The organism is Aureimonas sp. SA4125 (assembly GCF_019973775.1).
GTDB lineage: Bacteria > Pseudomonadota > Alphaproteobacteria > Rhizobiales > Rhizobiaceae > Plantimonas.
Genome location: NZ_AP025032.1, coordinates 4,468,203 through 4,492,711 on the forward strand (window position 1 = coordinate 4,468,203; position 24,509 = coordinate 4,492,711).

Here is a 24,509-nt window from a genome sequence, read left to right on the forward strand (position 1 = left end):
AGAAGGTGCACGGGAACGCTCCTCTATCTGGCTTCGTTGTCGTGCCAAGGCAGCCCGCGGGACTGCGAGGTCAGGAGACGATGACATGTTGTGGACGATTGCAGTAATTCTGGTGGTGGCGTGGCTTCTCGGCGGCTTCGTGTTTCACGTCGCGGGCGGTTTGATCCATCTCCTCCTCGTGATCGCCCTGATCGTGATCGTCGTTCAACTCGTGCGAGGCCGCAGGGTTCTCTGACGCAGCGTATTTGGACGGTCCGGCTCCGGGCGAACCGTTTCGGAAGAATGCCCGGGCGAGGTAATCGCCCGGGCCTTCTGCTGTCATCCCCGTTGGAACAGGTCCTACTCCGCCGGCACGGCCGCCAGGTGTCTCGGACGGCCCTTGTTGTAGGACATCGCCACCAGCACCACAGCCAGCCAGCCGAGCGCCACAAAGCCCCAGACCCCGCCGTAGATCAGCGCCATGCCGATGAGGCCGGCCTGAACAGTGTAGTAGGCCATCGGGATCAGCGTCATGCGGATGACCTCGCCCTCACGGTCGGTCAGCCCGACCACGGCCGAGGCGGCGACGACGTTATGGACGCAGATCATGTTGCCGGCAGCCCCGCCGACCGCCTGCAGAGCCACGACGAGGATGGTGCCGAGACCGGCGAGGCCGATCTGCTCGGCCGCCGAGAACTGGAACAGCGAGAACATCATGTTCGACACCGTATTGGAGCCGGCGATGAAGGCGCCGAGGGCGCCGATCAGCGGCGCGAACAGCGGCCAGGCCTGGCCGGTGACGCCGGCGACGCTTTCGGCCAGGACCAGGGGCATGGACTCCAGCGGCCCACGGCCGGTGTTGAGGAACACCTGCACCATGGGCACCGCGAGGAGAAGCGCCGGGGCTGCCGCGACCATGGTTTTCGCCGAGCCGGTCCAGGCACGGCCATAGGCCCGACCGCTCATCTTGAACAGGAAGAACGAGATGAACGAGGCGAGGATCAGGATCGACCCGGGCGAGTAAAGAAGCTGCGCGCTCGCCCGGATGCCGGAGCCGAAGAGGTCGTCGAAGGCGAGCGTGGCCTCCGGCGAGGTCAAGGCCGCCTTCAGCGGCGCGATCACGCGCGTCGCCACGAGGAGCACGGCGACGATGAGATAGGGCGACCAGGCCCGGATCAGCGAGATGTTCGCGCCGGGTGACGCCGCCAGTTCGGCGGCATCGGCCGGCTTCAGCGTACCGAACCAGTGCGCGTTCCAGCCGGCGCGGACCGGAAACTCGAACCGGTCCTTCGGCACCAGAAATCCGCGGCGGGCCGCCGGCACGACGATCATGAGCCCGATCAGGCCGCCCAGCAGCGAGGGAAATTCCGGCCCGAGGATCCAGGCGACGAGATAGTAGGGAACGGTGAAGGCAAGGCCGGCGAAGAGCGCGAACTTCCAGACCCTAAATCCCTCGGTGAAGGAGCGGTTCTCGCCGAAGAATCGGGTCAGCATGCCGACCATGATCAGCGGAATGACGAAGCCGATCAAAGCGTGCACCATCGCGACATTGGCCGCGAGGTTGACGATGTATTCCGGCAGCGTCATCGGCGCGATCGACTGCAGGACGCCCTCGTTGCCGGAAAGGCCGGTGGTGACGCCGACAAGCATCGGCGTGCCGACCGCGCCGAAGGAGACCGGCGTCGACTGGATGATCAGCGTCACCAGCACCGCCGCCATGGCGGGAAAGCCGATGGCGACCAGAAGCGGCGCGGCGACCGCCGCCGGCGTGCCGAAGCCCGAGGCACCCTCGATCATCGAGCCGAACAGCCAGGCGATGATGATCGCCTGGATCCGCCGGTCCGGCGAAAGGTCGGTGAAGCCCTGGCGGATCGCCCTGATGGCACCGCTCTCCTGCACCGTCGCCAGGAGCAGGATGGCGCCGAAGATGATGAACAACAGCGTCAGCGCGGTGACGATGCCGTTGATGGTCGCGCCCCCGACGGTCGCGATGTCGAGCCCCCAGACGGCCATGGCGAGAATCACGGTCGCGAGATAGGCGACGGTCATCGACAGTTTCGCCGATCGCCTGAGGACGACGAGCAGCACGAAGACGATGGCGATCGGCACGAGCGCGAACGCGAAAAGCAGGCCTTGCGGCATCGGAGTCCTCCCTGGGCAGTCTTTTGCTGCAGGCTTAAAGGGCCGAAATGCCGATAGCGACCATATTCGGATACAATGATACCAATTGCTTAGAAGGACGCCCTTGGTCGGGGAGCCTCATCGAGGGTGGAAACCGATCGGTATGGTACCCATGTTCCGTCCACCCGATTGAACTGGACAGCGCCATGATCCCCTATTCCGTGCTCGATCTCTCGCCGATCCCCGAAGGCGGCACCGCCACTGACGCGCTGGCAAATTCGCTGGCTCTGGCGCGGCACGCCGAGTCGCTCGGCTACAATCGCTTCTGGCTCGCCGAGCATCACAACATGACGGGCATCGCCAGCGCCGCAACCGCCGTGGTCATCGGCCACGTCGCCGGCGGGACCCGGACGATCCGTGTCGGCTCGGGCGGCATCATGCTGCCGAACCACGCGCCGCTCGTCATCGCCGAGCAGTTCGGCACGCTCGCCACGCTCTATCCCGGCCGCATCGATCTTGGGCTGGGTCGCGCGCCCGGCACCGACATGAACACCGCGCGGGCGCTCCGCCGCAGCCTCGACAACTCCGACAACTTCCCTCAGGACGTGATGGAGCTCCTCGCCTATTTCGCAGAGGCCGGGCCGAACCAGCGCGTGCGGGCCGTGCCGGGCGTGGGCACGAACGTTCCCGTGTGGATCCTCGGCTCCAGCCTGTACGGCGCCCAGCTCGCCGCCCATCTCGGCCTGCCCTACGCCTTTGCGTCGCACTTCGCGCCGGCCGCGTTGGCACAGGCGGTCGAGGTCTACCGCGAGACGTTCCGTCCGTCGGAATATCTCGACGCGCCCTATTTCATGCTGGCGATGAACGTCTTTGCCGGCGAGACCGACGCCGAGGGCCGGCGCATCCGCAGCTCGATGGAGCAGGCTTTCGCCAATCTTCGGACGGGAAAGCCGGGTCCCCTGCCGCGCGCCGTCGATGACATCGACGCCGTCATCGATCCGATGACGCGGGCCGGTGTCGACGAGGCGCTGTCGGTTTCCGCCACGGGCTCGCCGCAGACGGTCGCCCGCGAGATCGAGACCCTCGTTTCCCGTTATGCGCCGGACGAGATCATCATCACCGGCCAGATCCACGACCAGGCAGCGCGGCTGCGCTCGTTCGAGATCGCGGCGCAGGCGATGCAGGGACTTGCGTCGCGGCGGGCTGTGGCGGCGGAGTAGAAGGCCGCGCTTGTGCCTCAGGGGTTGCGGTGATGCGAGAGCCTCATCTTGGCCGCAAATCCCTAGAGCATGATCCGGAAAGGTGGCTTCCGGCTTTCGGAAAAGATCATGCGAGGACAAAGAGCTAAAGCGGGACGGCGATTCGACGAAGAGCCATGCCGCTTTAGCGGGATGCCCCCAAGCTTCGTCATCCCGGGCTTGACCCGGGATCCATTCCAAATCGCTGCCGGAGTGTTCATTCCGGCACCGATTTGGCGGCGGAACGGCCTCGGCATGGATCCCGGGTCGAGCCCGGGATGACGATCCGGAGAAGGTGGCGCTCTCGATAGTATTCTCAGCGCCCAGTATTCTTGAGGACCGATCTATGCGCCGTGCGGGCCTGGAGTGCGGCCTCGGCAGCTTCTCGGAAGAGGCCGTAGACCCACTGCCCCGGCCCTACGGCATCAGCTTGTAGCCGCCCGATTCCGTCACGATCAGCCGGGCATTCGACGGATCCGGCTCGATCTTCTGGCGCAGGCGGTAGACATGCGTCTCCAGCGTATGGGTCGTCACGCCCGAATTGTAGCCCCAGACCTCTTCCAGAAGGATGTCGCGGGTGATCACCTTGCGGTCGGCGCGGTAGAGATAGCGGATGATCGCCGTCTCCTTCTCGGTCAACCGCACCTTGCCGCCACGGTCGTCGACGAGGATCTTCTGGCTCGGCTTGAAGATGTACGGTCCGACCTGGAAGGTCGCGTCCTCGCTCTGCTCATGCTGGCGCAGTTGGGCGCGGATGCGGGCGAGCAGCACGGCGAAGCGGAACGGCTTCGTCACATAGTCGTTGGCGCCGGCTTCCAGACCCAGAATCGTGTCGGAGTCGGTATCGTGGCCGGTCAGAATGATGATCGGCGCCTTGAAGCCTGACTTTCGCAGGACCTTGACGGCTTCCCGCCCATCCATGTCCGGCAAGCCGACATCCATGCAGACGAGGTCGATCAGACCGGCCCGAGCGGCAGCGATGCCCTTGGCAGCGCTCGGCTCTTGGAGCACGGTGAACTCCTCGTGCAACGACAGCTGCTCGGCAAGTGTCTGTCTCAGGTCGTCATCATCGTCGACGATCAGGATGCTGCGTGCGCTCATGGCTAGACTTTGACCCCGGAGTGGTTTTCGACGCTGGCAATTTCATGGCTGGCTACGTCCCCAGCCACCTCTGTTGAAATAGGTCTAAACTGGAAACTGTCATGCATCGATCGCGAAATCCTGCCACTATTATCGTTCGGCGCTCTCCGCTCCATCGAAGTCTCGGCATTCTTCAGGCCGGCCCCTTGCGTCTGCGCTGCGCCATCGGACGGGCCGGGACGAGCAGTCTGAAGCTTGAAGGTGACGGCGCAACCCCCATCGCGTCGATGCGGTTGCTGAATGCTTACCGTCGCCCGCAAAAATTCTCCGACCTGCAGGTCTCGTTGCCGACAAGGCGTACGCGTGCCGACAACGGCTGGTGCGACTCGCCGGGTTCCCCTGCCTACAACCACCCCGTGCGGTTGCCGTTCCCCGCAAGTGCAGAAACTCTTCAGCGGAACGACCGGCTCTACGATTTCATCGTGGTTCTTGACTGGAACATCACCTGTCGCCAGCGCGGACGCGGCAGCGCCATCTTCCTGCATGTCGCCCATCCGGACTACCGTCCGACCGAGGGTTGCGTCGCGATCTCGCCGACCGACATGCGGCGCCTGCAGCCCTTCCTGCGCATGGGCATGCGTCTCGTTGTCTCGGGATGACGCGGAACGGTCAGGACATTTTCGGCGTTGGCCCCTCGAGCTTTCATCAGATCCGGGAGCCCCGGGCGGAGGATTGAATGGACCGCAGCGAGATCACCGACAACCCCGTCATCAAGGCCTATGACCATCCCTCCGGCGGCTGGGGATCGCTGAAGTCGGTGGCGGAGAAGACCCTGGCCGAAGGCCTGTCGGTCCAGACCATTCTCGAGATGCTGCGCAAGCAGAACAAGGCCGACGGCTATGCCTGCGTCTCCTGTTCCTGGGCCAAGCCCGCCGAGCCGAATCTGGCCGAGTTTTGCGAGAACGGCGCGAAGGCGACCGTCTGGGAAGTCACCCGCAAGCGTTGCGACCGAGCGTTCTTTGCCCGGCACCGCGTCAGCGACTTGCGCCAATGGCCCGATCACGACCTGGAAAAGCAGGGACGGCTGACGACCCCCCTGCGCTATGACGCGACGCTCGACCAGTACATTCCGGTGAAGTGGGCGGATGCCTTCCGCGAGATCGGCGCCGAGCTCCAGGCGCTCGATCCCGACTCGGCCGTCTTTTACGTCTCCGGTCGCGCCTCGCTCGAGACCTCTTACATGTGGCAGCTTTTCGCCCGCATCTACGGCTCGCCGAACCTGCCCGATTCCTCGAACATGTGCCACGAATCGACCTCGGTCGGTCTGCCCAAGTCGATCGGCTCGCCCGTCGGCACGGTCCAGATCGAGGATTTCGACGCGGCCGACATGCTCTTCTTCTTCGGCCACAACACCGGCACGAACGCCCCGCGGCTGCTGCACCAGGTCCACGACGCCCGCAAGCGCGGCGTGCCGGTGATCACGTTCAACCCGCTGCAGGAGCGCGGGCTCATGCGGTTCAAGGATCCGCAGTCGCCGACGGAGATGCTCTCGCCCGACGACGGCGTGAAGATGTCGAGCGACTATTTCCAGATCCGGCCCGGCGGCGACATCGCGGCGATGACGGGAATCGCCAAGGCGGTCCTTGCGCTCGACGACGCGGCTCTGGCATCGGGCGACCCGCGCGTCCTCGACGTCGCCTTCATTGCCGAACACTGCCACGGCTTAGCGGAATTCGAAGTCTTCGTGCGCGCGCAGACCTGGGAGGAGATCGAGCGCTGCGCCGGGATCGACCGCGACAGTCTGGAACATGTCGGACGGCTCTATGCGACGGCCAAGAAAGTCATCGCCAACTTCGGCATGGGACTGACCCAGCACCGGCACGGCACTGAGAACGTCCAGATGCTCTGCAATCTCCTGCTGATGCGCGGCAATATCGGCAGGCCCGGCGCCGGCATCTCGCCGATCCGGGGCCATTCCAACGTCCAGGGCCAGAGAACGGTCGGCGTTTCCGAAAAGCCGGAACTGGTGCCGCTCGACGTCTTCGCCGCGCGATACGGGTTCGAGCCGCCGCGCCACAAGGGTCTCGACACCGTCGAGGCCTGCAAGGGCATCATCGACGGCTCGGTGCGCGCCTTCGTCTCGCTCGGCGGAAATTTCTCGCGGGCGGCGCCGGAGACTGCGCTTCTGGAAGGGGCCTGGCGCAAGCTCCGCCTCTCCGTCCAGATCTCGACCAAGCTGAACCGCAACCATCTCCTGCCCGGCGAAGTCACCTACATCCTTCCCTGCCTCGGCCGTATCGAGGAGGACCTTCAGGCAAGCGGCAAGCAGCACGTCTCGATGGAGGACTCCACCGCCTGCATCCACGGCTCGATCGGCTGGAGCCCACCCGCCTCGCCCGAACTCCTGTCGGAGCCGAAGATCGTCGCCGAACTCGCCAAGGCGACCGTTGCCGGCCGTTCCAGCATTCCCTGGGACGAATGGGTCGGCGACTATTCGAAGGTGCGCGACGAGATCGCCGCGGTCTACCCCAGTGATTTTCACGACTTCAATGCCCGCTTCCTGCAGCCGGGCGGATTTCACCGCGATCTTCCCGCCTGCAAGCGGGAGTGGAAGACCGAGAATGGCAAGGCGAATTTCCTCACGCCCTCAGGCTTCGACGTCAATCCGAACATCCATGTCGACGGCAAGGATATCCTCTCCCTGATGACCATCCGCTCGAACGACCAGTTCAACACCACCGTCTACGGCTATGACGACCGGCTGCGCGGCATCAAGGGAACGCGCATGGTGCTCCTGATGAACGCCGAGGACATGGCGCGGCTGAAGCTTCGGGACGACGACCGCGTCGACGTCGCCACCTATGCCGACGACGGCGTCGACCGCCGCGTCCATGACATGCGTGTCCACAGCTTCTCGATCCCGAAGGGTGCGGTTGCCGGCTATTTCCCCGAACTCAACCCGCTCGTCCCGCTCTGGCATCATGCCAAGGGTTCGCACACACCCGCCTCCAAGGCGATTCCGGTCGAGATCATCCGGCGGTAGAACCTGTGCCGCCGCACCGTCCCCCGGTCGCGGCGAATAAAGCGGCGGGCCTCCCTATCCGTTCCGCCAGCGCCAGACGGTCGTCCGCTTGACGTCGGCGTCTTCGAGCGCCCGCGTGACCGCCACCTCGTAGGTGATCAGGGGCACCAGCCTGTCGTGCGGCAGGTAGCTGCGCCCGGGATCGCCGACGAGGACTGTCACGCCTGCCGCTGAGACGGCGTCGAACCACGGCACGATCGCCGCCGCCATCGCCTTGTCGAAGAACACGTCGCCGGCCAGAAGCACCTCGGCCCCAACTGGAAGGCCGATGGCGTCCTCGATCCTGATGGTCAGATCGACGCCGTTGAGCGCGGCGTTGACCGCCATGGCCTCGCGGCAGAAGGGGTCGATGTCGGCGGCGGTGACCGCCTCAGCCTTTGCCTTGGCCGCGGCGATGGCGACGAGGCCCGACCCCGCGGCGAAATCGAGGACGGTCCGGCCGGCAACCACCTCGGGGTGGTCGAGCACGTAACGGGCGAGACCCTGCCCGCCCGCCCAGGCAAAGGCCCAATAGGGCGGCGGCAGGCCGATGGCGTCCAGTTCCGCCTCGGTCCGCAGCCACAGCCCGTGCGCTTCGGTCGCCAGTCGCAGCGAGACTTCGGGCACATGCGGCGGCGTCAGAACGTCGGTGTTGTCCAGGATGAAGGCGCGCATCCGGTCGGCCGAGAGGCGGGGCAGGACGGCGTCCATCATGTCTCTTGTTTCTCCCTGGGGTTGTATGCGCAACCCTGCCGCCCGTGCGGCGCAGGCGCCTTGCGTTCTTTCAACCTACCTCCCCTAGCTGCAGCACGCGACAAATCCGGCTCGCTCATCGCTCACGCGGTAAATTTCTGTCGAATCGCTCGGTTGTATCTTTTCAAGATGCAACTTATGCGCGATAACTGCCATGCTACAATCTCAACGGGAGAACGGACATGGCAGAGCAGTATCCCAGCTTCAGCAGCGAATCGATCGAAGGCGCCCTCGAGGCCGCCCGTCGCGACCACGAGGGCCAGGACCTCAAGTCCCTCGGGATGAAAGGCCTTCCGCCGAGCAGCGAACTCAGCGTGCTGGCCCAGTGCATCAGCGTGACGGTGAGCAACAACAAGGTCTGCCTCAACCTGCCGCTCGGGATCGGAAGCGTCTGTCTTCCCATTCCGATCAGTTTTCCGAACGGGACCGTCGCCCAGGCCTGCCTCAGCATCTGCACGACCTGGGGCCTGCCGACGGGTGTGAAGGTCAGCGTGATCGTCGCCGGCATCACGATCGTCCAGCAGACTTTCGGCAAGTGCTGAGGCACGCTCACCGAAGGAGGCTTGCGGGATGACGGAGCAAGGCGATCGAGCAGCAATGGCCCAAAGCGGGAGGACGGCCGGTGGAAGATCCGTCTCCCTCCAGGATCGGGACCATCCGCCGTCAGTTCGCTGAAGACCTGGGTCCAAGAGCCAGCTGATGGCGTTCGCCGGTCGAGCGGCGAACCGCCTCCCGCTTCGACCGTCGGGGCATGCGCCGGCGAGAACTTCATTCTGGCGGCGGACGAGGCGACCGCTGTTTCGGCCATCGCTGAAGCCGGCCGATTCGCGGTTTGCGAGGCGGGCAGGGTGCAGCCCACTTTGGCTTGCCGAGCCGGTTGCCCCGTCTCCCGGCCGCTCATCTCACCCGCGCACCGGACGGAGATAGCCCGTTGGAGCGAAGGGTCGAACTGATCACCGGCCGGACTGGCCGGTGATCTGGCCTTTCCGATCGTCTCGTCAGGCGGACTTCAGACGCTGGCTCTGTCCCTGCAGCGCATCGATCTGTTTCGATGCCTCGGCCTTCGAAACCTTGTCGTCGAAGGCCGCGCCGGTCTCCTCGCACAGCGTCTTGAGATAGGAGGCCTGCGCCCCCGTCATCGGCTCGTCGCCGGTGGTCCAGTCGTCCGGACTCTTTTCGGTGTTGGAGCCGGTCTTGGGGTTCTGGTCGGACATCGTCGCTCTTTCTCGCGGTTCAGATGTTCCTATAATGTTCCGATTGCCCGCCTGTTCCCCTTCGGGTTGGGCAGAACCCCTACTCCGGAATCCGGTCCAGCCCGCCCATGGCGCAGATCGCGGCAAACTCCGCCTCCGTCACCGGCTGTACCGACAGCCGGGAATTCGTCGCCAGCACCATGTCCTTCAGCCGCGGCTCGGTCTTGACCGTGTCGAGCGGGACCGGCTTCGGCAGGTCCGCGACGGCCACGAGGTCGACGCATTCCCAGGCCGGATTGTCGGCGGTGGAGTCGGGATGCACCTCGTTCAGCACCTCGACGATGCCGACGATCTCCTTGCCGTCATTGGAATGGTAGAAGAAGCCGCGCTCGCCCTTCTTCATCGTCCGCATGAAGTTGCGCGCCTGATAGTTGCGCACGCCGTCCCATTCCTGGCCTTTCGGCCCGGCCGCCTTCTGCATCTCCCAAGACCATTTCACCGGCTCGGACTTGAACAGCCAGTAGGCCATGTCAGGCGTCCGGGTTGTTGATGGTCCAGTTCCAGCGGCGCACCTGCACCGATTCGAAGAGGCCCGCGAGTGCATAGGGGTCGCCGGCGGCGATTTCGGCAGCGGCCTCGGCGCTTGGCGCATCCAGCACCAGCATCGAGCCGACGGGCTTGTCGTCGAGCCCCAGGAAGGGGCCGGCGAGCTTCAGCGTCGGCCCGAGCCCCTTCAGGAACTCGACATGTCTAGGCCGGTTTTCCATCCGGACGTCGAGGGCGCCGGGCTTGTCTTCACACAGGACGACGAAAAGCATCAGTATTCCTTTTATGCGGGGGATGTCGGCCTGCTGGGCAGGCGTTTGCCGGAACCTATCCGCCGGGCGCTGCCGGTCAATCGAATTCGCGCCTCAGGGGCCGCGCGAGGAGTTCGCGCACGGCCGACTCCACCGACAGCGTACCGTCGATGATGGCGGCGACGGTCGTGATGATCGGCGCCTCGATGCCATGGTCGGCGGCCAGGCGCGCGGCGATGGCGGCGGAATGGACGCCTTCGGCAAGTTTCAGCGAGCCGAGATCCTCGCCGCGCCCGAGCGCCAGGCCATAGGAGAAGTTGCGCGACTGCGCGCCGGAACAGGTGAGAACGAGATCGCCGAGCCCGGAGAGCCCCATCAGCGTTTCCGGCCGGGCGCCCAGTGCCTCGCCGACGCGGCGCAGTTCGACGAAGCCGCGGGTGACGATCGCCGCCCCGGCCGAGGCGCCGAGCCCCGCGCCGGCGACGATGCCGGCGGCGATGGCAAGAACGTTCTTCAGGGCACCGCCCGCCTCGACGCCGACGACGTCGCTCGAGGCGTAGCCGCGAAAACTCTCCGTCGACAGCCGCCGGGCGATGTCGTCGGCCCGCGCCTCGTCGGCAGCCGCGATCGTCACCGCCGTGGGCAGCCCGCGCGCGACGTCGGCGGCAAAGCTCGGTCCGGAGAGGACGGCGAGATCGGCCGGACCGACATGGGCGGCAAGGATGTCGCTGGCAAAACGTCCGGTCCCCCGCTCGATGCCCTTGGCGCAGAGGACGACCGGCACCCCCTCCGCCCTGCCCGCTGCCAGAGCCTCGGCGATGTCGGCAAGATTCTGGGCGGGCACGACGACGAGCACCACGGTGGCACCGCCGAGTGCCAGAGCCATGTCCGTGGTCGCGGCAAGGCTTTCGGGCAGAGGAATGCCGGGAAGATACCGCTCGTTCCGGCCGGTGGCGGCGATCGCCTGCACGGTCGCGGCGTCGCGGGCGTAGAGTACGGTGCTCCGCCCGGCGCGGGATTGGAGCGCGGCCAGCGCCGTGCCCCAGGCGCCGCCGCCGATGACCGCGATCTTGTCAGGCTGGTTCATGGTCGGGCCCTTCCTCAGGCCTTGGCGCCGCGCCGGCCGAAGCCGATGAGGGGCACGGCCGCCTCGTCGAGCGGCCAGCGCGAGCGCACGGGCGCGTCCATGCCGTCGAGCCGTCCGGCCTCGAAACGCTCGAGGCCGGCATAGGCGATCATCGCGGCATTGTCGCCGCAGAGTTTGAGCGGTGGCGCGACGAGGCGCACGCCGGCGGCCAGACAGGCGTCCTCCAGCCGCAGCCGGATCGCCGCATTGGCCGCGACGCCGCCGGCGACCGCCAGAACCTTATCGGCGAGACCCGGATATTCCGCGCCAAAACGCGTGAGCGCACGGGCGATGCGGTCGGCGAGGCTGTCGGCGGCGGCCGCCTGGAAACTCGCGCAGAGATCCGCGACGTCCTGCGCCGTCAGCGGCATCGCCGCCTGCGCCGCCTGGCGCACCGCCGTCTTCAGCCCGGAAAAGGAAAAATCGAGCCTCGCCTCGCCCCGCATCGGCCGCGGCAGGCCGAACCGCCGGGCATCACCGCCGCGCGCAGATTTCTCCACCGCCGCACCGCCCTGTTCGGGCAGGCCGAGGAGTTTTGCGGTCTTGTCGAAGGCCTCGCCCAGCGCGTCGTCGATCGTCGTGCCCCAGCGCTCGTAGTCGCCGAGACCGCGCACGAGAAGGATCTGCGTATGCCCGCCCGAGACGAGCAGCATGAGATAGGGATAGGCGACGCCGTCGGTCAGCCGCGGCGTCAGCGCATGGCCCTCCAGATGATTGACGCCGACGAAGCCAAGGCCCCTGGCCGCCGCGATCGCCTTGCCGGTCATCGCCCCGACGATGAGCCCGCCGACGAGGCCGGGCCCGAGCGTCGCGGCGACGGCGGAGAGATCATCAAGGTTGACGCCGGCATCGCCGAGTGCCGCCTCGACGATGCCCGAGATGGCATCGACATGGGCGCGTGCGGCGATCTCCGGCACGACGCCGCCGAAGGCCGCATGCTCCTCGACCTGGCTGAGAACGACGTTCGACAGAATCTCCGGCCGCCCGTCCGCGCCGCGTCCGACGACGCTTGCCGCCGTCTCGTCGCAGCTGGTCTCGATGCCGAGGATGAGAGGGGACAAGGGGCGGCTCGGGTTTCGCATGCTCCTCCATCGCCCCGACCGGGATGAAATGTCAAAGCCGAAGCCGCGAAATCGGCCGGTCATTGCCGGCTGCCCCCGAAATCCTCTAAGAACGCTGGACGACCCTCGCGAAGACAGGCGGCAAGATGGCACCTATCCGGATCGGCACACGCGGCAGCCAGCTGGCCCTGGCGCAGGCGAGCGAAGTGCGGGCCCGGCTGATGGTCGCGCACGGGCTCGGCGAGGAGGATTTCGAGATCAGCGTGATCTCGACGTCGGGGGACCGCATCCTCGACCGGCCATTGTCGGAAGTCGGCGGCAAGGGGCTCTTCACCAAGGAGATCGAGGAGGCGCTGCTGGATAAGCGCATCGATCTGGCGGTGCATTCCTCCAAGGACATGGCGACGGCCATCCCGGACGGGCTGGTGCTCGCCGCCTTCCTGCCGCGCGAGGACGTGCGCGACGCCTTCATCGGCCGCACGGCGAAGACGATCGCGACCCTGCCGGAGGGGGCCGTCGTCGGCAGCGCCTCGCTCCGGCGCCAGGCACTCCTGAAGCGCATGCGCCCCGACCTCGAACTCGTCATCCTGCGCGGCAATGTCCAGACGCGGCTGCGCAAGCTGGAGGCCGGAGAAGTCGATGCGACGCTTCTCGCCCTCGCCGGCCTCAACCGGATGGGCATGGCGGCGGTCGCGACGGAGATCCTTTCGGCCGAAGACTTCATGCCTGCCCCCGGCCAGGGCGCCATCTGCATCGAGACGCGCGGCGACGACACGGCGACGCTGGCCCTCGTCCACGCGATCGACCATGCCGAGACGACGACGGCCCTCACGGCCGAGCGTGGCTTCCTCGCCGAGCTCGACGGCTCCTGCCGCACGCCCATCGCCGCACATGCGACGCTGGGGGAGGCCGGCGTCCTGCACCTCGCCGGCATGATCCTGACGCCTGACGGCTCGGCCATGCATGCGACGAAGCGCACCGGCGTGATGGGCGAGGCGGCGATGATCGGGCGCCTGGCGGCACAACAGCTGCTCGAGGAAGCCGGCCCCGACTTCTTCGCCAGCTGGAACGCCCCGGCCGATCCCCGCTGACCGCATGGCGCGGATCCTGGTCCTCCGGCCGGCAGCCGACGCAGAGGCAACCGGCCGCGCGATAGAGGCACGCGGGCACGAGGCGCAGATCCTGCCGGCGGAGGAGATCGTCGCGCTTTCATCAGCGCCGCCCCCTGGCCCGTTCGCGGCGATCCTCGTGACCAGTGCCCATGCCGTCCCTGCGCTCGCGGTCTTGCCGCGCGAAGACCTGGCGCCGTTTCTGGCCGTCGGCGCGCGCACCGCATCAGCGCTGCGGGCGGCGGGTTTTGGCGAGATCGCGACCGGCAGCGGCGGCGCCGCCAACCTCGTCGAGCCGGCAGCGCGCCTTGCCGCCACGCGCGGACTGCCGCTTCTCTATGCCGCCGGCCGCGTCAGAACCGATGCCCTCGAGGCAGCGTTCGCCGATCGCGACGTGCCCCTTCGCCTCTGGGAAGCCTACGACATCAGGCCGCTGGACCCGGCGCCGGACGAGATCGCCCAGGCCACCGGCGGCATTTCTCCGGACGCCGTGCTCCTCCTGTCGCGGGGGCAGGTCGCCGCCTATGTCAGGCTCGCCGGGCGCCTGCCGGCCGGTTCTGCACCGCGACTTCTCTGCCTGTCGCCCCGGATTGCCGACGCTTTGCCGGCAAACTTGCGCGGCTGGGCGGAGATTTCTCCCACGATGAGCCTCGCCACGCTGTTCGATCACGTTCTATAACCTACCTAATCCCTGCGGCGCCCGCGCCGAACGCGCGGCATGCCGGTCCGAGAGCTTCAGAAACTGCTCCCGGCCAGAGGCCAGCCGCCGGCGAAGACTGGAAACGGAGTCCTTTTCGATGCGCAATCCTCCGCGGCGTTCGCGACCCCAGAAGCCCGCGACGACGATCGATGCGACTGCCGTGCCCGCGGTCGGGTATCCCGGGCCGTCCTCCGCCGATCCTGCCGATCCGCCGTCTGCATCCCCCGTGAGCGCGCCTGCCATGGGCGATCCGGAGACGAGCCTGGCGGCGAGCGCGAGCGACACAGGCAGTGAAGCGTCGGCGAACCTGCCGGCTGCAGACGCAGCATCGACCGTCGAGGACGAGGTCACGGCACCGGCGAGCGGGCAGGAGGCATTCGCGGCGGAAGAAGGTCTGCAGGGGCCGACCGTCGCCAGCGACAGCGACGTCGACGAGACCATCCTCTCGGCGGCCGAACCCGACTTCATTCGCGACGAGAGCGCCGCGACCAATGGTCCGCCGCAGCCGACGCAGGACTACTCGGCGCCGGCCTCCGCCCATCAGGAGACGCGCAGCGGCGGGATGGGCTCGGCCTTCGGCGGTGCCCTTCTCGGTGCCGCGCTGGCGCTGGCCGGCGCCGGCGCGCTGCAATATGCCGGCGTCCTGCCGAGCGTCGGCCTCGCCGAGGTTGACGAGAACGCCCCGCAATATGCCAGGACCGGCGACGTCCAGCAGGTGTCGAGCGACCTTGGAACGCTTCGCGACGAGGTCGAGCAGTTGCGATCGGTCCAGGCGGCGGGCGGCACCGGTCCGGGCGCCTCGCAGGCAGACCTGACCTCGCTCGGAGACCGGGTCGCCGCGCTCGAACAGCGGGAGCCGCCGCCGGCCCCGACGACCGATCCGGCCGCGCTCGACGCGATCCGCGGTGCCGCCGATGGCGCGCGTGCGGCGGCTGAAACGGCGACGCAGACGGGCGCCGACGCCCGCACGGCCGCCGAGGTCGCCAAGAGCGCGGCCGATGCAGCCAAGACCGCCGCCGACCAGGCGGGCCAGCTCGCCGGCCAGTCGCAGTCGAGCGCCGAGAGCGCCCGGCAGGCGGCGGAGACGGCGCGGCAGACCGGCGAGACGGCGCAGCAGGCCGCCACGACTGCCCAGCAGACGGCGGCCGCGGCGCAGACAAGCGTTGCCGCCACCAACGAGGCCGTCGCCGCGCTGAAGCAGCAGCTGGCCGCGATCGAGGCGGCCAACCAGAAGGCCGGCGCGGCGATCGCGGCGGCCGGGCTGAAGGCGGCCATCGACCGCGGCGGCCCCTTCATGGGCGAACTCGAGGCGTTCGCCACGGCGACCGGCGACGAGGCCGTCGTCGGCGCCCTGCGCGGCTTTGCCGCCGAGGGCGTACCGACGCAGTCGCAGCTTCTGTCCGCTTGGCCCGAGGTCGAGACACGGATCCTCTCCGCCTTGAACCCGGTCGATCCCAATGCCAGCGTCGGCGACCAGATCCTGAGCGGACTGAGCGGCCTCGTCACGACCCGCCCGGTCGGCGCCGCGCCTGCCGGCGTGACCGGACCGAACGCCGCGATCTCGCGCCTGGCTGCCGATGTCGAGGGGAACGACCTTCCGGCCTTCCTCGCCGAATGGGAGGCGCTGCCGCAGCCGGCCAAGGATGTCAGCCAGGAATTCCAGGCACGCGTCGCGGCCCGGGTGAAGGCGGAACAGGTCGTCGGCGAGACCTTGACGAACGCGGTGAAAGCCGTCGGCCAGCCGGCCGGCACGGCAGGGTGAGGAACTGACATGCTGCGTATTCTGGCCTTCCTTCTCGTCGTCCTCGCGCTGGCCCTCGGCTTCGGCTGGCTGCAGGACAATCCCGGCACCATCCAGCTGTCCTGGCAGGGCGTATTGCCGGCGGGCAGCGACAGCCTGACGCTGCAGGTCTGGACCTTCATCGTCCTGCAGCTCGCGCTTCTCTTCCTCGTCGTCCTCACGGTCTGGGTCCTGCGCTCGTTCTTCAAGGCTCCGGACCGGATCGGCCGCTATTTCAGCACGAGGCGCCGCGACAAGGGCTATGGTGCCCTGTCGGCCGGCATCGTTGCCGCCGGTGCGGGCGACGCCGTCCTCGCCCGGCAGATGACGAAGCGGTCGCAGAAGCTCCTGACCGGCCGCCGCGAGCCGCTGGTGCAGTTCCTCGACGCGCAGACGGCCATGATCGAGGGCGATCACGATCGCGCCCGCTCGGCCTTTGAGACCATGGAGCGCGAGCCGGAGACGCGGCTTCTCGCGCTGCGCGGCCTCTTTCTCGAGGCCGAGAGGCTCGGCGACGACGCCGCTGCGCGCGGCTATGCCGAGCGCGCCGTCCGCATCGCCCCGCACGTTCCCTGGGCCGGGGGCGCCGTGCTGGAGGCCAAATCCATCGAGGGCGACTTCGACGGCGCCTTGGCGATCCTCGAGGCGCAGCGCAATGCGCGGCTGATCGAAAAGCAGGAATCGGCGCGACTGCGTGCCGTGCTCCTCACCGCCAAGGCCATGTCGATTGCCGAGCGCGATCCGAACGGCGCCAAGCTCGCCGCGACCGAGGCGCAGAAGCTTGCGCCGGACCTGACACAAGCCGCCGTCACCGCGGCGGAGGCGCTTTTCCGGCTCGGCGACCTGAAGCGCGGCACGAAGATCCTGGAAAAAGCCTGGACCGAATCTCCGCATCCCGATCTCGCGGTCGCCTATGTCCAGGCGCGCCCCGGTGATTCCGTCGCTGACCGGCTGAAGCGGGCGAAGGTCCTGCAGGACCTCCGGCCGACCCATGTCGAATCCTCGCTCGTCGTCGCCCATGCCGCGCTCGACGCGCGCGACTTCACCCTCGCCCGTTCGGAAGCGCTGAATGCCAGCCGCATGGAGCCGCGCGAAGGCGTGTTTCTCCTTCTGGCCGACATCGAGGAGGCCGAGACCGGCTCCGTCGGCAAGGTCCGCGAATGGCTCGGCCGGGCCATCCGCGCGCCCCGCGATCCCGCCTGGACCGCCGACGGCTACGTCTCGGAGAAATGGGCGCCGGTCTCCCCCGTCACCGGGCGCCTCGACGCCTTCCGCTGGAAGACACCGGGCCAGCGCATCGACGCGCAGGGCATGGTCATCGAGGCGCCGGCGGATACGGTCGAGGCGATCGGTCCAGCTTCCCCCGGCGTTGGCGAGGCGCCGCGCGAGATATCACCCGCGGCCGCCAGCGTCCCGGCTCCCGCCGCAGTAGTCTCCATACCGGCAGAGGCAGAGGCACCACCGCCTGGCCCGCCCGCTGCCAATGGCTGGACGGACCAGGAACCCGAGGTCGAGACCATTCCGCCGGGCCATTCGCCGAAGGCGCCCGGCGAAAGTCGCCTGCGACTGTTTTGATTTTTTCCGGACGCGCACGATTGGTCTTGGTCATGCCGCTGAGTTTGCGGCATGATCGCAGCTGTTGCACTGCAGCAGCACAACATGGATGGGAAGGTGCCCTCCAAAGGTGGACGACGGCTGATGTTTCAGGCCTTTCGTGATTTTCTGACCTCGATCAGCGAAACACCTGATCGCGCGCGCGCCGATGATCCGCGCGTCGCCGCTGCCGCCTTGCTCTATCATGTGAGCGCGGCCGACGGCATCGTCAGCGAGGCGGAGCTCGAAAGCCTCAAGGCCTCGCTTGCGCACGAGTTCGGCCTCGACGCGGATGCGGCCGACGAGTTGCTCGATGCCGGCCGGGAGGCCGACCAGGATGCCGTCGACCTCTATCGTTTCACCAGCGTCCTCCTCCAGAGCCTCGACGAGGCGGCCCGCATCCGCTTCGTCGAGCTGCTCTGGGAAATCACCTATGCCGATGGCGACGTGCACGAGCTCGAGGACAACACCATCTGGCGTGTCGCCGATCTGCTCGGCGTGTCGACGCGCGACCGTATGTTGATGAAGCAGGAAGCCGCGTCGCGGCACGTGCGCAACGGCGGTGAGTGAAGGCAGCCCTTTGGAACGGCAGGACAGCGAGAGCACCGGCGGCATCGGCGCACAGCATCGCCGCTACAGTCTCGAGGGAGCGAGCGATCCCCGTCCGGTGCTGGTCGTGCTCCATCAGGAGACCTCGACGCCCGGCCGTGTCGGCCAGGTGCTCGCCGCCCACGGCGTCGCGGTGGACATCCGCCGTCCGGTGATCGGCGACCCTCTGCCGGAGACGCTCGACGACCACCGCGGCGCCATCGTGTTCGGCGGCCCGCCGAGCGCCAACGATCCGGACGAGCATCTTCGCCGCGAAGTCGACTGGATGGCCGTTCCTCTGGCGGAAAACCGCCCCTTCCTCGGCATCTGCCTTGGCGCGCAGATGCTGGTGAAACATCTCGGCGGTACCGTCGCCCCGCATCCGGAGGGCCTTGTCGAGGTTGGCTACTATCCGCTGCAGGCGACGACCGAGGGGCGTATGCTCGTGCCGCAATGGCCCGAAATGGTCTACCAGTGGCACCGCGAGGGATTCACCCTGCCGCACGGCGCTATCAGGCTTGCCACCGGCGAGCGTTTCGAGAACCAGGCCATCCGCTACGGCGACCACGCCTACGGCGTCCAGTTCCACGCCGAGCTGACGCTGGCCATGCTGCATCGCTGGACCACCCATGGCCACGAGCGCACCCTTCTCCCCGGCGCCCAGAAGCGCCGCGACCATTTCGACGGCCGCGCCGTCTACGACGCGCCGGTGAAGCGCTGGCTGGAACAGTTTCTGGGACTGGTGTTTGGCGAGCCGGCCTGAAGGGACTGCAATGTCGGCCTGCCTGACCGACGAGGCCCGAACACGTGACCGCTTGCCTTCCCCGATCGCATCGGGGCGCCGGGATCAGGCGGCGACGGCCGAGCCGGCCTCAGGCAGGTAGCGCTTCTCGAAATCCCTCGCGGTCATCGGACGACCGAAAAAGTATCCCTGGCCCTCCGTCGCATAGGAGGTCATGTAGCGGGCCTGCGCCTCGGTCTCGATGCCTTCCGCGATGACCTCGAGCCCGCAGCCCTGCGCCATCCGGGCGATCGCGTCGACGATCGCCTGGTCCCGAAGGTCACTGTCGACGTTCCGGATGAAGGAACGGTCGACCTTCAGGCGGTCGATGTCGATCCGCTTCAGCATCGTCAGCGAAGCAAAGCCCGTCCCGAAATCGTCGAAGGCGATCTTCACGCCGAGCTTTCGCAGGTTCGTCAGATGGCCGAGGGTCATGCCCTCATTCTGCAGCACGATGTTCTCCGTCACCTCGATCTCGAGCGCGTCGGCGGAAAGGCCGGTTTCCCGGAGAGCCGTCGCCACGACCTCGACGAAATCCGGCGCCCTGAGTTGCGCGGGGAAGAGATTGACGCCGATCCGTAGATCGCCGAGACCGGCCGCCCGCCAGGCGGCGGCCTGACGGCAGGCGGTGGTGAGGATCCAGGTTCCCACGGGAACCGCGATCGCGCTGCTCTCGAGGACGTGAAGGAAGGCGCCGGGGGCCAGAACACCGCGATAGGGATAGTTCCAGCGCAGCAGCGCCTCCGCGCCGACGAGCGCGCCGTCCGACAACCGGACCTGTGGCTGATAGTAGAGCTCGAAGTTCCTTGCCTCCCAGGCGTCCCGAAGTTCCGAGGTCAGGTCGCTCCGTTCGATCGCCGCCTGGCGCAGTTCCCGCGTGAACAGTCGCACCCGGCCTCGACCGTTCGACTTCGCATCGTAGAGCGCCAGATCGGCGTTTTCGAGGATCTGCGTCGTATCGACATGCCGGTCCGTGGAGAGAATGGCGCCGATGCTCGCGGATACGTGGACAACATGGCCGGTTACATGGATCGGTTGCTCGAGGGCGGTGATGATCCGGTGACCCAAGGCATCGGCACGAAGAGGATCGGCGCCATCGCGGGTGAGGACGACAAATTCGTCACCGCCGAGACGTGCCGCCACGTGACACGTCTCGATGGTGGCTCGCAGGCGCTCGGATACGATGCGCAGAACCTCGTCGCCGCCGTGATGGCCCAGCGCGTCGTTGACACCCTTGAAGCCGTCGAGGTCCATCATGAGGACGGCAAAGCCTGGGCCTCCTTCCGAGGCTGCCTTCACGCTCTCGGAGAGCAGGTCGAGAAAACGGGTCCGGTTCGCAAGCCCCGTCAGATGATCGGAGAAGGCCAGGGTGCGGATCTTTTCCTCGCTGCTCAGCCGCTCGCGCTGGTCGCGGAAGGCAAGGACGGTCTGCGAGCGATGTCCCAGCCGGACCGCGCTGCGGATCACCCGCACCGGGACCAGCTCACCATCGGCATTGACCAATCTGGCTTCGACCTCCTCCCGCTCCGGAAGAGAGGCGATGTCGAGCGCGGGGATCAGCGATTTCAGGCTGCATGTTGCGAGGTCCTTGCGCCGCCGACCGCTCATCCTCTCCAGGCTCTCGTTGGCAGTCACGATGATGTCGCCATCGCAGATCGCAAGCCCTTCAAGACCGAGATTGGCCAGCTCTCCCAGTCGAAGCCGTTCCCGGCGGAGGGTGGCCTGGGCATGCAGCGTGAACCACAGGCCGAGAAGCGCGACCGCGAAAAGCCCCGCACAGACGATGGCGACGATCGGCGCCAGAACCTCGGGCGGCAGCGTGAGCGCGGGAAACGGCACCCTCGGATCGTAGGTGAGCCGAAGCGACGCCATGCCGCAAAGGTGCAGGACAGCAATGGACAGGAGCAGCATCGGTGCGCCGAGAAGCCGAACCTGCCTGTTTCTCTCTCCCGCCAGGGACAGGGACAGCGCAAACAGCGGCAGACTGCCGATGACCGAGGCGGCAACCAGGACATGGTCATAGGCAACGGTCCCCCGCACGACGTAGGCGAACTGACCGACATAATGCAGGGCCACGATGCCCAGCCCGAGCACCAGGCCGCCCAGAAGACGACGGGACCGCTTACGCTGGCCGAACGCGATCGCTATTGCGAAACCGATGCCGAGAATGCCGAGAAGCAGCGAAACCGCCGTCATTACCGGCTCGAAACCGGCGGGCATGCCGGGGGAGAAGGCGAGCAGGGCGATCATATGGGTCGCCCAGGCCGTGCAGCCCGCAGCGACAACGCCCGTCGCTGTGAGAACCGCGCGCCGTCGACCCGAGGATTTGGCGGCATGCTTGGCGACCGAGAAGGACCCGAACACACCGATGACGCAGACGGCGGCGGCAGCGAGCAAGAGCCAGCCGTCATGGGCATCTTGAATGCACGTTAAGAGTGTCTGCATCGGGGTCTCCCGATGCGCACAGTCCACCAAGCTTGTTAAAAGCCGGTATTCCAGCAGGAACAAATTTGTGGCTGCCTAATAACCGGCGGGGCCGGCTCATCGCGCCTCCCATGCCTCATCATCTCCCCATGGACGACAGCATCACCACGATCGGCTTCGACGCCGACGACACGCTCTGGCAGAGCGAACAGTTCTACAAACTGACAGAGGAGCGCTTCGCAGGGCTCCTGGCGGAGCATGCCGACGGGGCGGACATCTCGGTGCGGCTGCTCCAGGCCGAGCGCCGCAACCTGGCGCTCTATGGTTTCGGCATCAAGGGCTTCACCCTGTCGATGATCGAGACGGCGCTGGAACTGACGAAGAACGAAGCGCCCGGCACGCTGATGCGCGAGATCCTCGACATCGGCCGGGAGATGCTCGCCCATCCCGTCGAGACATTGCCGGGCGTGGTGCCGACGCTGGAAGCCCTCGGGCCCCGCTTCCGTCTCGTCCTCATCACCAAGGGCGATCTCTTCGACCAGGAACGCAAGCTCGCCGCCTCCGGCCTCGGCGAGTTGTTCGAGGCGGTCGAAATCGTCAGCGACAAGACACAGGCCGTCTACGAGGGGGTGTTTTCCCGGCATGGGGACGGGCCGGGCCGGGCGATGATGGTCGGCAATTCGCTGAAGTCGGACATCTTGCCGGCGATCGCCGCCGGCAGCACCGGCGTCTTCATACCGCATGATCTCACCTGGGTGCATGAGCACGCCGAGGCCCCGGAAAGCGATCCGCGCTTCTTCCGCCTCGAACGTTTTTCCGATCTTCTCGGCCTCGTCGACGATCTCGCCTGAGCCGGGGGCGCGGAGTGGCTATTCCCGTCCGCGCAGATGCTTGGCCTTGCGCAGGTCCGGAAAGAGCTTTGCCCAGAGCGCGGCGATGCCCATCGTCGCCATGCCGCCGACCACCACGGCCGGCACCGCGCCGATCCAGAAGGCCATGACGCCGGCGCGGAATTCGCCAAGCTCGTTCGACGCGCCGACGAAGACCATGTTGACGGCATTCACCCGCCCGCGCACCTCGTCCGGCGTCCAGAGTTGCAAGAGCGTCTCGCGGACATAGACGGAGATCATGTCGGACGCCCCCATGAGCGCCAGTGCTACGACCGAAAGCCAGGGCCAGGTCGACAGGCCGAAGACGACGGTGAACGCGCCGAAGAGCGCGACGAAGGCGAACATCACGAGGCCGGCATTGTTCTGAACGGGGTGGCGGGTGAGGTAGATCACCATGAGGATCGCGCCGATGCCGGGAGCCGCTCGCAGCATGCCGAGCCCCCAGGGCCCGACGTCGAGGACGTCGCGGGCATAGATCGGCATGAGGGCGACGGCGCCGCCGAGGAGGACGGCGAAGAGGTCGAGCGAGATGGCGCCGAGCACCACCTTCTCGTGCCAGATGAAGCGGAAGCCGGCAACGACGGTCTCCATCGTCGCCGGCTCGTTGGCCGCGGCCCGCGGCAGCTTGCGCATCGACAGGATGAGGGCGGCCGAGGCGAGAAACATCACCAGCGCCACCCAGTAGGCGGCATGGGCGGACAGCCCGTAGAGGAGGCCGCCCGCGACCGGGCCGACGATCGAGGCGATCTGCCAGGCCGAGGAGTTCCACGCGATCGCCTCGGGCAGTTCCTCGCGCGGGACGAGATTGACGACGAGCGCCTGGCTCGCCGGCCCGAAGAAGGCGCGGGCGATGCCGAAACCGACGAGGACGGCGAAGACCGGCAGCGGCGAGGAGAGGCCCTCATAGGTCATCGCCAGCAGCACCGCGGCGCCGACGGCCTCCATGCCGATCGACACGCCCATGATCTTGCGCCTGGAATAGCGGTCGGCGACCGAGCCGGTGACGAGCACCAGGAGCAATGCGGGCAGGAACTGACAGAGACCGACGAGGCCGAGATCGAGCGGATCGCGCGTCAGGTCGTAGATCTGCCAGCCGACCGAGACGGCGACGATCTGCACGGCAAAGGAAGTGCCGAGGCGGGCGAGCCAGTAGCGCAGATACTGTCCGTTGCGAAACACGGCGAAACGGTCATGCGACACAGGTTTGTCCGAGGCCCCCGGTGCTGCCGGCGTCCCGCTCTCGTCCTCGATGCTCACGGCTTGCTTTCCGGGGATGTGCTTGTTCGCCCGTGCCTAGCGAGGTTTCCCGGCTCGCGCCAGAGGCAGGCGGCAAAAGCCAGGCGCATTCCGACCTCGCCTGTCGGGCTTATCGAAGCTCGGCACAGAACGAGCCGAGTTTCCGAAGAGAGGCATCGCTGCTCGAGCGGAATCTCGCTGATCACGCGCGCACGGCCGCCTCCAGAACCGATGACGACAGTTTGCCGCGCGGCGCCTGCAACCACGAGCGCTAACGGCCGTTACGCTCCTGCTCCGATCGCCGGAGATGACGTTTTCCAAGGACCCGCAGATGATCCTCTCTTTACGCCGCCGCATCTCTCACCCGACGCCGATCTGGCCGACGCTGGCAACGGCGGCCGCCATGCTGATGGTTGGCGCAATGGTCTTCGCTTAGGTCGGTCGATGAGCGGGCAGCATCTGAGCGACAAGGCCATCTCGATTCTCGTCTTGGCCGCCTACCATTCCCTGTCCAGCGGAGAGACGGTCGGGCAGATCGTGCTGGACGATGGGCACGGCCACACGGCCGATGCCGATGGCCTGGGAGAGCTGCATGCCGAGGGATTGCTCGAAGTCAACGGCACCCGCGGCCGGCTGACGGAGGCGGGGTCGGAGGAGCTCCAGATCATCATAGACGCCATACGGGCCTCACAGACCTGATGGCGGTGGGTTTCAGGCCGCTTCCGGCCAGTCCACCCATTGTACCGACCCACAGCGACGCCGATGGCAGACAGGCCACCGCAAACGCTTGAGCTTGAAGTGGCACAATAATCGGCGGCACAATAATCGGCGGGATGAGCGACTGGTGGAGCTGAGCGGGATCGAACCGCTGACCTCGTCATTGCGAACGACGCGCTCTCCCAACTGAGCTACAGCCCCATTCACCAGTGGGCGGGATTTAGAGGCAGGGGCGGGAACTGTCAAGCACGGCGCGAAGCCCGCTGGCCGCGAAACCAGCGG

The 24,509-nt window shown here is 67.1% G+C and carries 24 protein-coding genes and 1 tRNA gene; 14 read left to right on the forward strand and 11 right to left on the reverse strand.

The window, feature by feature from the left end; translation table 11 throughout:
* Positions 1-85: 85 nt before the first annotated feature.
* Positions 86-235 (forward strand): lmo0937 family membrane protein, encoded by a 150-nt coding sequence (locus Sa4125_RS21115; protein WP_188855273.1) that lies wholly within the window; start codon positions 86-88, stop codon positions 233-235.
* A 104-nt stretch (positions 236-339) separates the two neighbouring features.
* On the opposite strand, the gene Sa4125_RS21120 is transcribed toward Sa4125_RS21115, so the two are convergent.
* Entirely contained in the window at positions 340-2,121 is a 1,782-nt protein-coding gene (locus Sa4125_RS21120) for an L-lactate permease (protein ID WP_224001358.1), read from the reverse strand.
* Positions 2,122-2,306: 185 nt separating this feature from the next.
* Here Sa4125_RS21120 and Sa4125_RS21125 point away from each other — a divergent pair, with 185 nt between their 5' ends.
* A complete protein-coding gene (locus tag Sa4125_RS21125; RefSeq protein ID WP_224001360.1) occupies positions 2,307-3,320 on the forward strand; it encodes an LLM class flavin-dependent oxidoreductase in 1,014 nt (337 codons plus the stop codon).
* Positions 3,321-3,755: 435 nt separating this feature from the next.
* On the opposite strand, the gene Sa4125_RS21130 is transcribed toward Sa4125_RS21125, so the two are convergent.
* On the reverse strand, positions 3,756-4,439 hold the full coding sequence (locus Sa4125_RS21130) for a response regulator transcription factor (RefSeq protein WP_224001362.1): 684 nt from the start codon (positions 4,437-4,439) through the stop codon (positions 3,756-3,758).
* Positions 4,440-4,540: 101 nt separating this feature from the next.
* On the opposite strand from Sa4125_RS21130, the gene Sa4125_RS21135 reads away from it, so the two are divergent.
* On the forward strand, positions 4,541-5,077 hold the full coding sequence (locus tag Sa4125_RS21135; RefSeq protein WP_224001370.1) for a L,D-transpeptidase family protein: 537 nt from the start codon (positions 4,541-4,543) through the stop codon (positions 5,075-5,077).
* Between the two features lie 77 nt (positions 5,078-5,154).
* Positions 5,155-7,461, forward strand: a complete 2,307-nt coding sequence (locus tag Sa4125_RS21140) for an FdhF/YdeP family oxidoreductase (RefSeq protein WP_224001372.1) — start codon at positions 5,155-5,157, stop codon at positions 7,459-7,461.
* Between the two features lie 54 nt (positions 7,462-7,515).
* On the opposite strand, the gene Sa4125_RS21145 is transcribed toward Sa4125_RS21140, so the two are convergent.
* Positions 7,516-8,193 carry a methyltransferase gene (locus Sa4125_RS21145; RefSeq protein WP_224001374.1) on the reverse strand — a complete coding sequence of 226 codons (678 nt, stop codon included), beginning with the start codon at positions 8,191-8,193 and terminating at the stop codon, positions 7,516-7,518.
* A 221-nt stretch (positions 8,194-8,414) separates the two neighbouring features.
* On the opposite strand from Sa4125_RS21145, the gene Sa4125_RS21150 reads away from it, so the two are divergent.
* Positions 8,415-8,774 carry a hypothetical protein gene (locus tag Sa4125_RS21150; protein ID WP_224001376.1) on the forward strand — a complete coding sequence of 120 codons (360 nt, stop codon included), beginning with the start codon at positions 8,415-8,417 and terminating at the stop codon, positions 8,772-8,774.
* 456 nt (positions 8,775-9,230) lie between these two features.
* Here Sa4125_RS21150 and Sa4125_RS21155 read toward each other — a convergent pair whose 3' ends face one another.
* From Sa4125_RS21155 to tsaD, 5 genes are all read right to left on the reverse strand, one after another.
* Positions 9,231-9,446 carry a DUF3072 domain-containing protein gene (locus Sa4125_RS21155; protein WP_224001378.1) on the reverse strand — a complete coding sequence of 72 codons (216 nt, stop codon included), beginning with the start codon at positions 9,444-9,446 and terminating at the stop codon, positions 9,231-9,233.
* Positions 9,447-9,525: 79 nt separating this feature from the next.
* A complete protein-coding gene (locus Sa4125_RS21160; protein WP_224001380.1) occupies positions 9,526-9,954 on the reverse strand; it encodes an EVE domain-containing protein in 429 nt (142 codons plus the stop codon).
* Between the two features lies 1 nt (position 9,955).
* Positions 9,956-10,243 carry a YciI-like protein gene (locus Sa4125_RS21165; protein ID WP_224001382.1) on the reverse strand — a complete coding sequence of 96 codons (288 nt, stop codon included), beginning with the start codon at positions 10,241-10,243 and terminating at the stop codon, positions 9,956-9,958.
* Between the two features lie 76 nt (positions 10,244-10,319).
* Entirely contained in the window at positions 10,320-11,309 is a 990-nt protein-coding gene (locus Sa4125_RS21170) for an NAD(P)H-dependent glycerol-3-phosphate dehydrogenase (RefSeq protein ID WP_224001383.1), read from the reverse strand.
* Between the two features lie 14 nt (positions 11,310-11,323).
* Positions 11,324-12,430, reverse strand: coding sequence for a tRNA (adenosine(37)-N6)-threonylcarbamoyltransferase complex transferase subunit TsaD (tsaD, locus tag Sa4125_RS21175; protein WP_224001389.1), 1,107 nt, complete (start codon positions 12,428-12,430; stop codon positions 11,324-11,326).
* A gap of 125 nt (positions 12,431-12,555) precedes the next feature.
* On the opposite strand from tsaD, the gene hemC reads away from it, so the two are divergent.
* From hemC to Sa4125_RS21205, 6 genes are all read left to right on the forward strand, one after another.
* The gene (gene hemC / locus Sa4125_RS21180; RefSeq protein WP_224001391.1) at positions 12,556-13,500 is read left to right on the forward strand and encodes a hydroxymethylbilane synthase; all 945 of its coding nucleotides are present in this window, start codon (positions 12,556-12,558) and stop codon (positions 13,498-13,500) included.
* A gap of 4 nt (positions 13,501-13,504) precedes the next feature.
* Positions 13,505-14,197: a uroporphyrinogen-III synthase gene (locus Sa4125_RS21185; RefSeq protein ID WP_224001394.1), complete on the forward strand. Its 693-nt coding sequence runs from the start codon at positions 13,505-13,507 to the stop codon at positions 14,195-14,197.
* Positions 14,198-14,444: 247 nt separating this feature from the next.
* Complete coding sequence (locus tag Sa4125_RS21190; RefSeq protein ID WP_224001395.1) at positions 14,445-15,980, forward strand: hypothetical protein; 1,536 nt, start codon at positions 14,445-14,447, stop codon at positions 15,978-15,980.
* A 9-nt stretch (positions 15,981-15,989) separates the two neighbouring features.
* Positions 15,990-17,573 (forward strand): heme biosynthesis HemY N-terminal domain-containing protein, encoded by a 1,584-nt coding sequence (locus Sa4125_RS21195; protein ID WP_224001397.1) that lies wholly within the window; start codon positions 15,990-15,992, stop codon positions 17,571-17,573.
* A gap of 51 nt (positions 17,574-17,624) precedes the next feature.
* Complete coding sequence (locus Sa4125_RS21200; RefSeq protein WP_345944301.1) at positions 17,625-18,161, forward strand: TerB family tellurite resistance protein; 537 nt, start codon at positions 17,625-17,627, stop codon at positions 18,159-18,161.
* Positions 18,162-18,204: 43 nt separating this feature from the next.
* Positions 18,205-18,942, forward strand: coding sequence for a glutamine amidotransferase (locus tag Sa4125_RS21205; RefSeq protein ID WP_224008111.1), 738 nt, complete (start codon positions 18,205-18,207; stop codon positions 18,940-18,942).
* Positions 18,943-19,026: 84 nt separating this feature from the next.
* Here the strand turns inward: Sa4125_RS21205 and Sa4125_RS21210 are convergent, their stop codons facing one another.
* A complete protein-coding gene (locus tag Sa4125_RS21210; RefSeq protein WP_224001399.1) occupies positions 19,027-21,405 on the reverse strand; it encodes an EAL domain-containing protein in 2,379 nt (792 codons plus the stop codon).
* A gap of 128 nt (positions 21,406-21,533) precedes the next feature.
* Here Sa4125_RS21210 and Sa4125_RS21215 point away from each other — a divergent pair, with 128 nt between their 5' ends.
* A complete protein-coding gene (locus tag Sa4125_RS21215) occupies positions 21,534-22,235 on the forward strand; it encodes an HAD family hydrolase (RefSeq protein WP_224001401.1) in 702 nt (233 codons plus the stop codon).
* Between the two features lie 18 nt (positions 22,236-22,253).
* Here Sa4125_RS21215 and Sa4125_RS21220 read toward each other — a convergent pair whose 3' ends face one another.
* The gene (locus Sa4125_RS21220; RefSeq protein WP_224008114.1) at positions 22,254-23,474 is read right to left on the reverse strand and encodes an MFS transporter; all 1,221 of its coding nucleotides are present in this window, start codon (positions 23,472-23,474) and stop codon (positions 22,254-22,256) included.
* A 343-nt stretch (positions 23,475-23,817) separates the two neighbouring features.
* Here Sa4125_RS21220 and Sa4125_RS24255 point away from each other — a divergent pair, with 343 nt between their 5' ends.
* Complete coding sequence (locus Sa4125_RS24255) at positions 23,818-23,946, forward strand: hypothetical protein (RefSeq protein WP_267461346.1); 129 nt, start codon at positions 23,818-23,820, stop codon at positions 23,944-23,946.
* A gap of 8 nt (positions 23,947-23,954) precedes the next feature.
* On the forward strand, positions 23,955-24,209 hold the full coding sequence (locus Sa4125_RS21225; RefSeq protein WP_224001403.1) for a hypothetical protein: 255 nt from the start codon (positions 23,955-23,957) through the stop codon (positions 24,207-24,209).
* Positions 24,210-24,352: 143 nt separating this feature from the next.
* Here the strand turns inward: Sa4125_RS21225 and Sa4125_RS21230 are convergent.
* Positions 24,353-24,428: transfer RNA gene (locus Sa4125_RS21230), tRNA-Ala, on the reverse strand.
* Between the last annotated feature and the right edge of the window lie 81 nt (positions 24,429-24,509).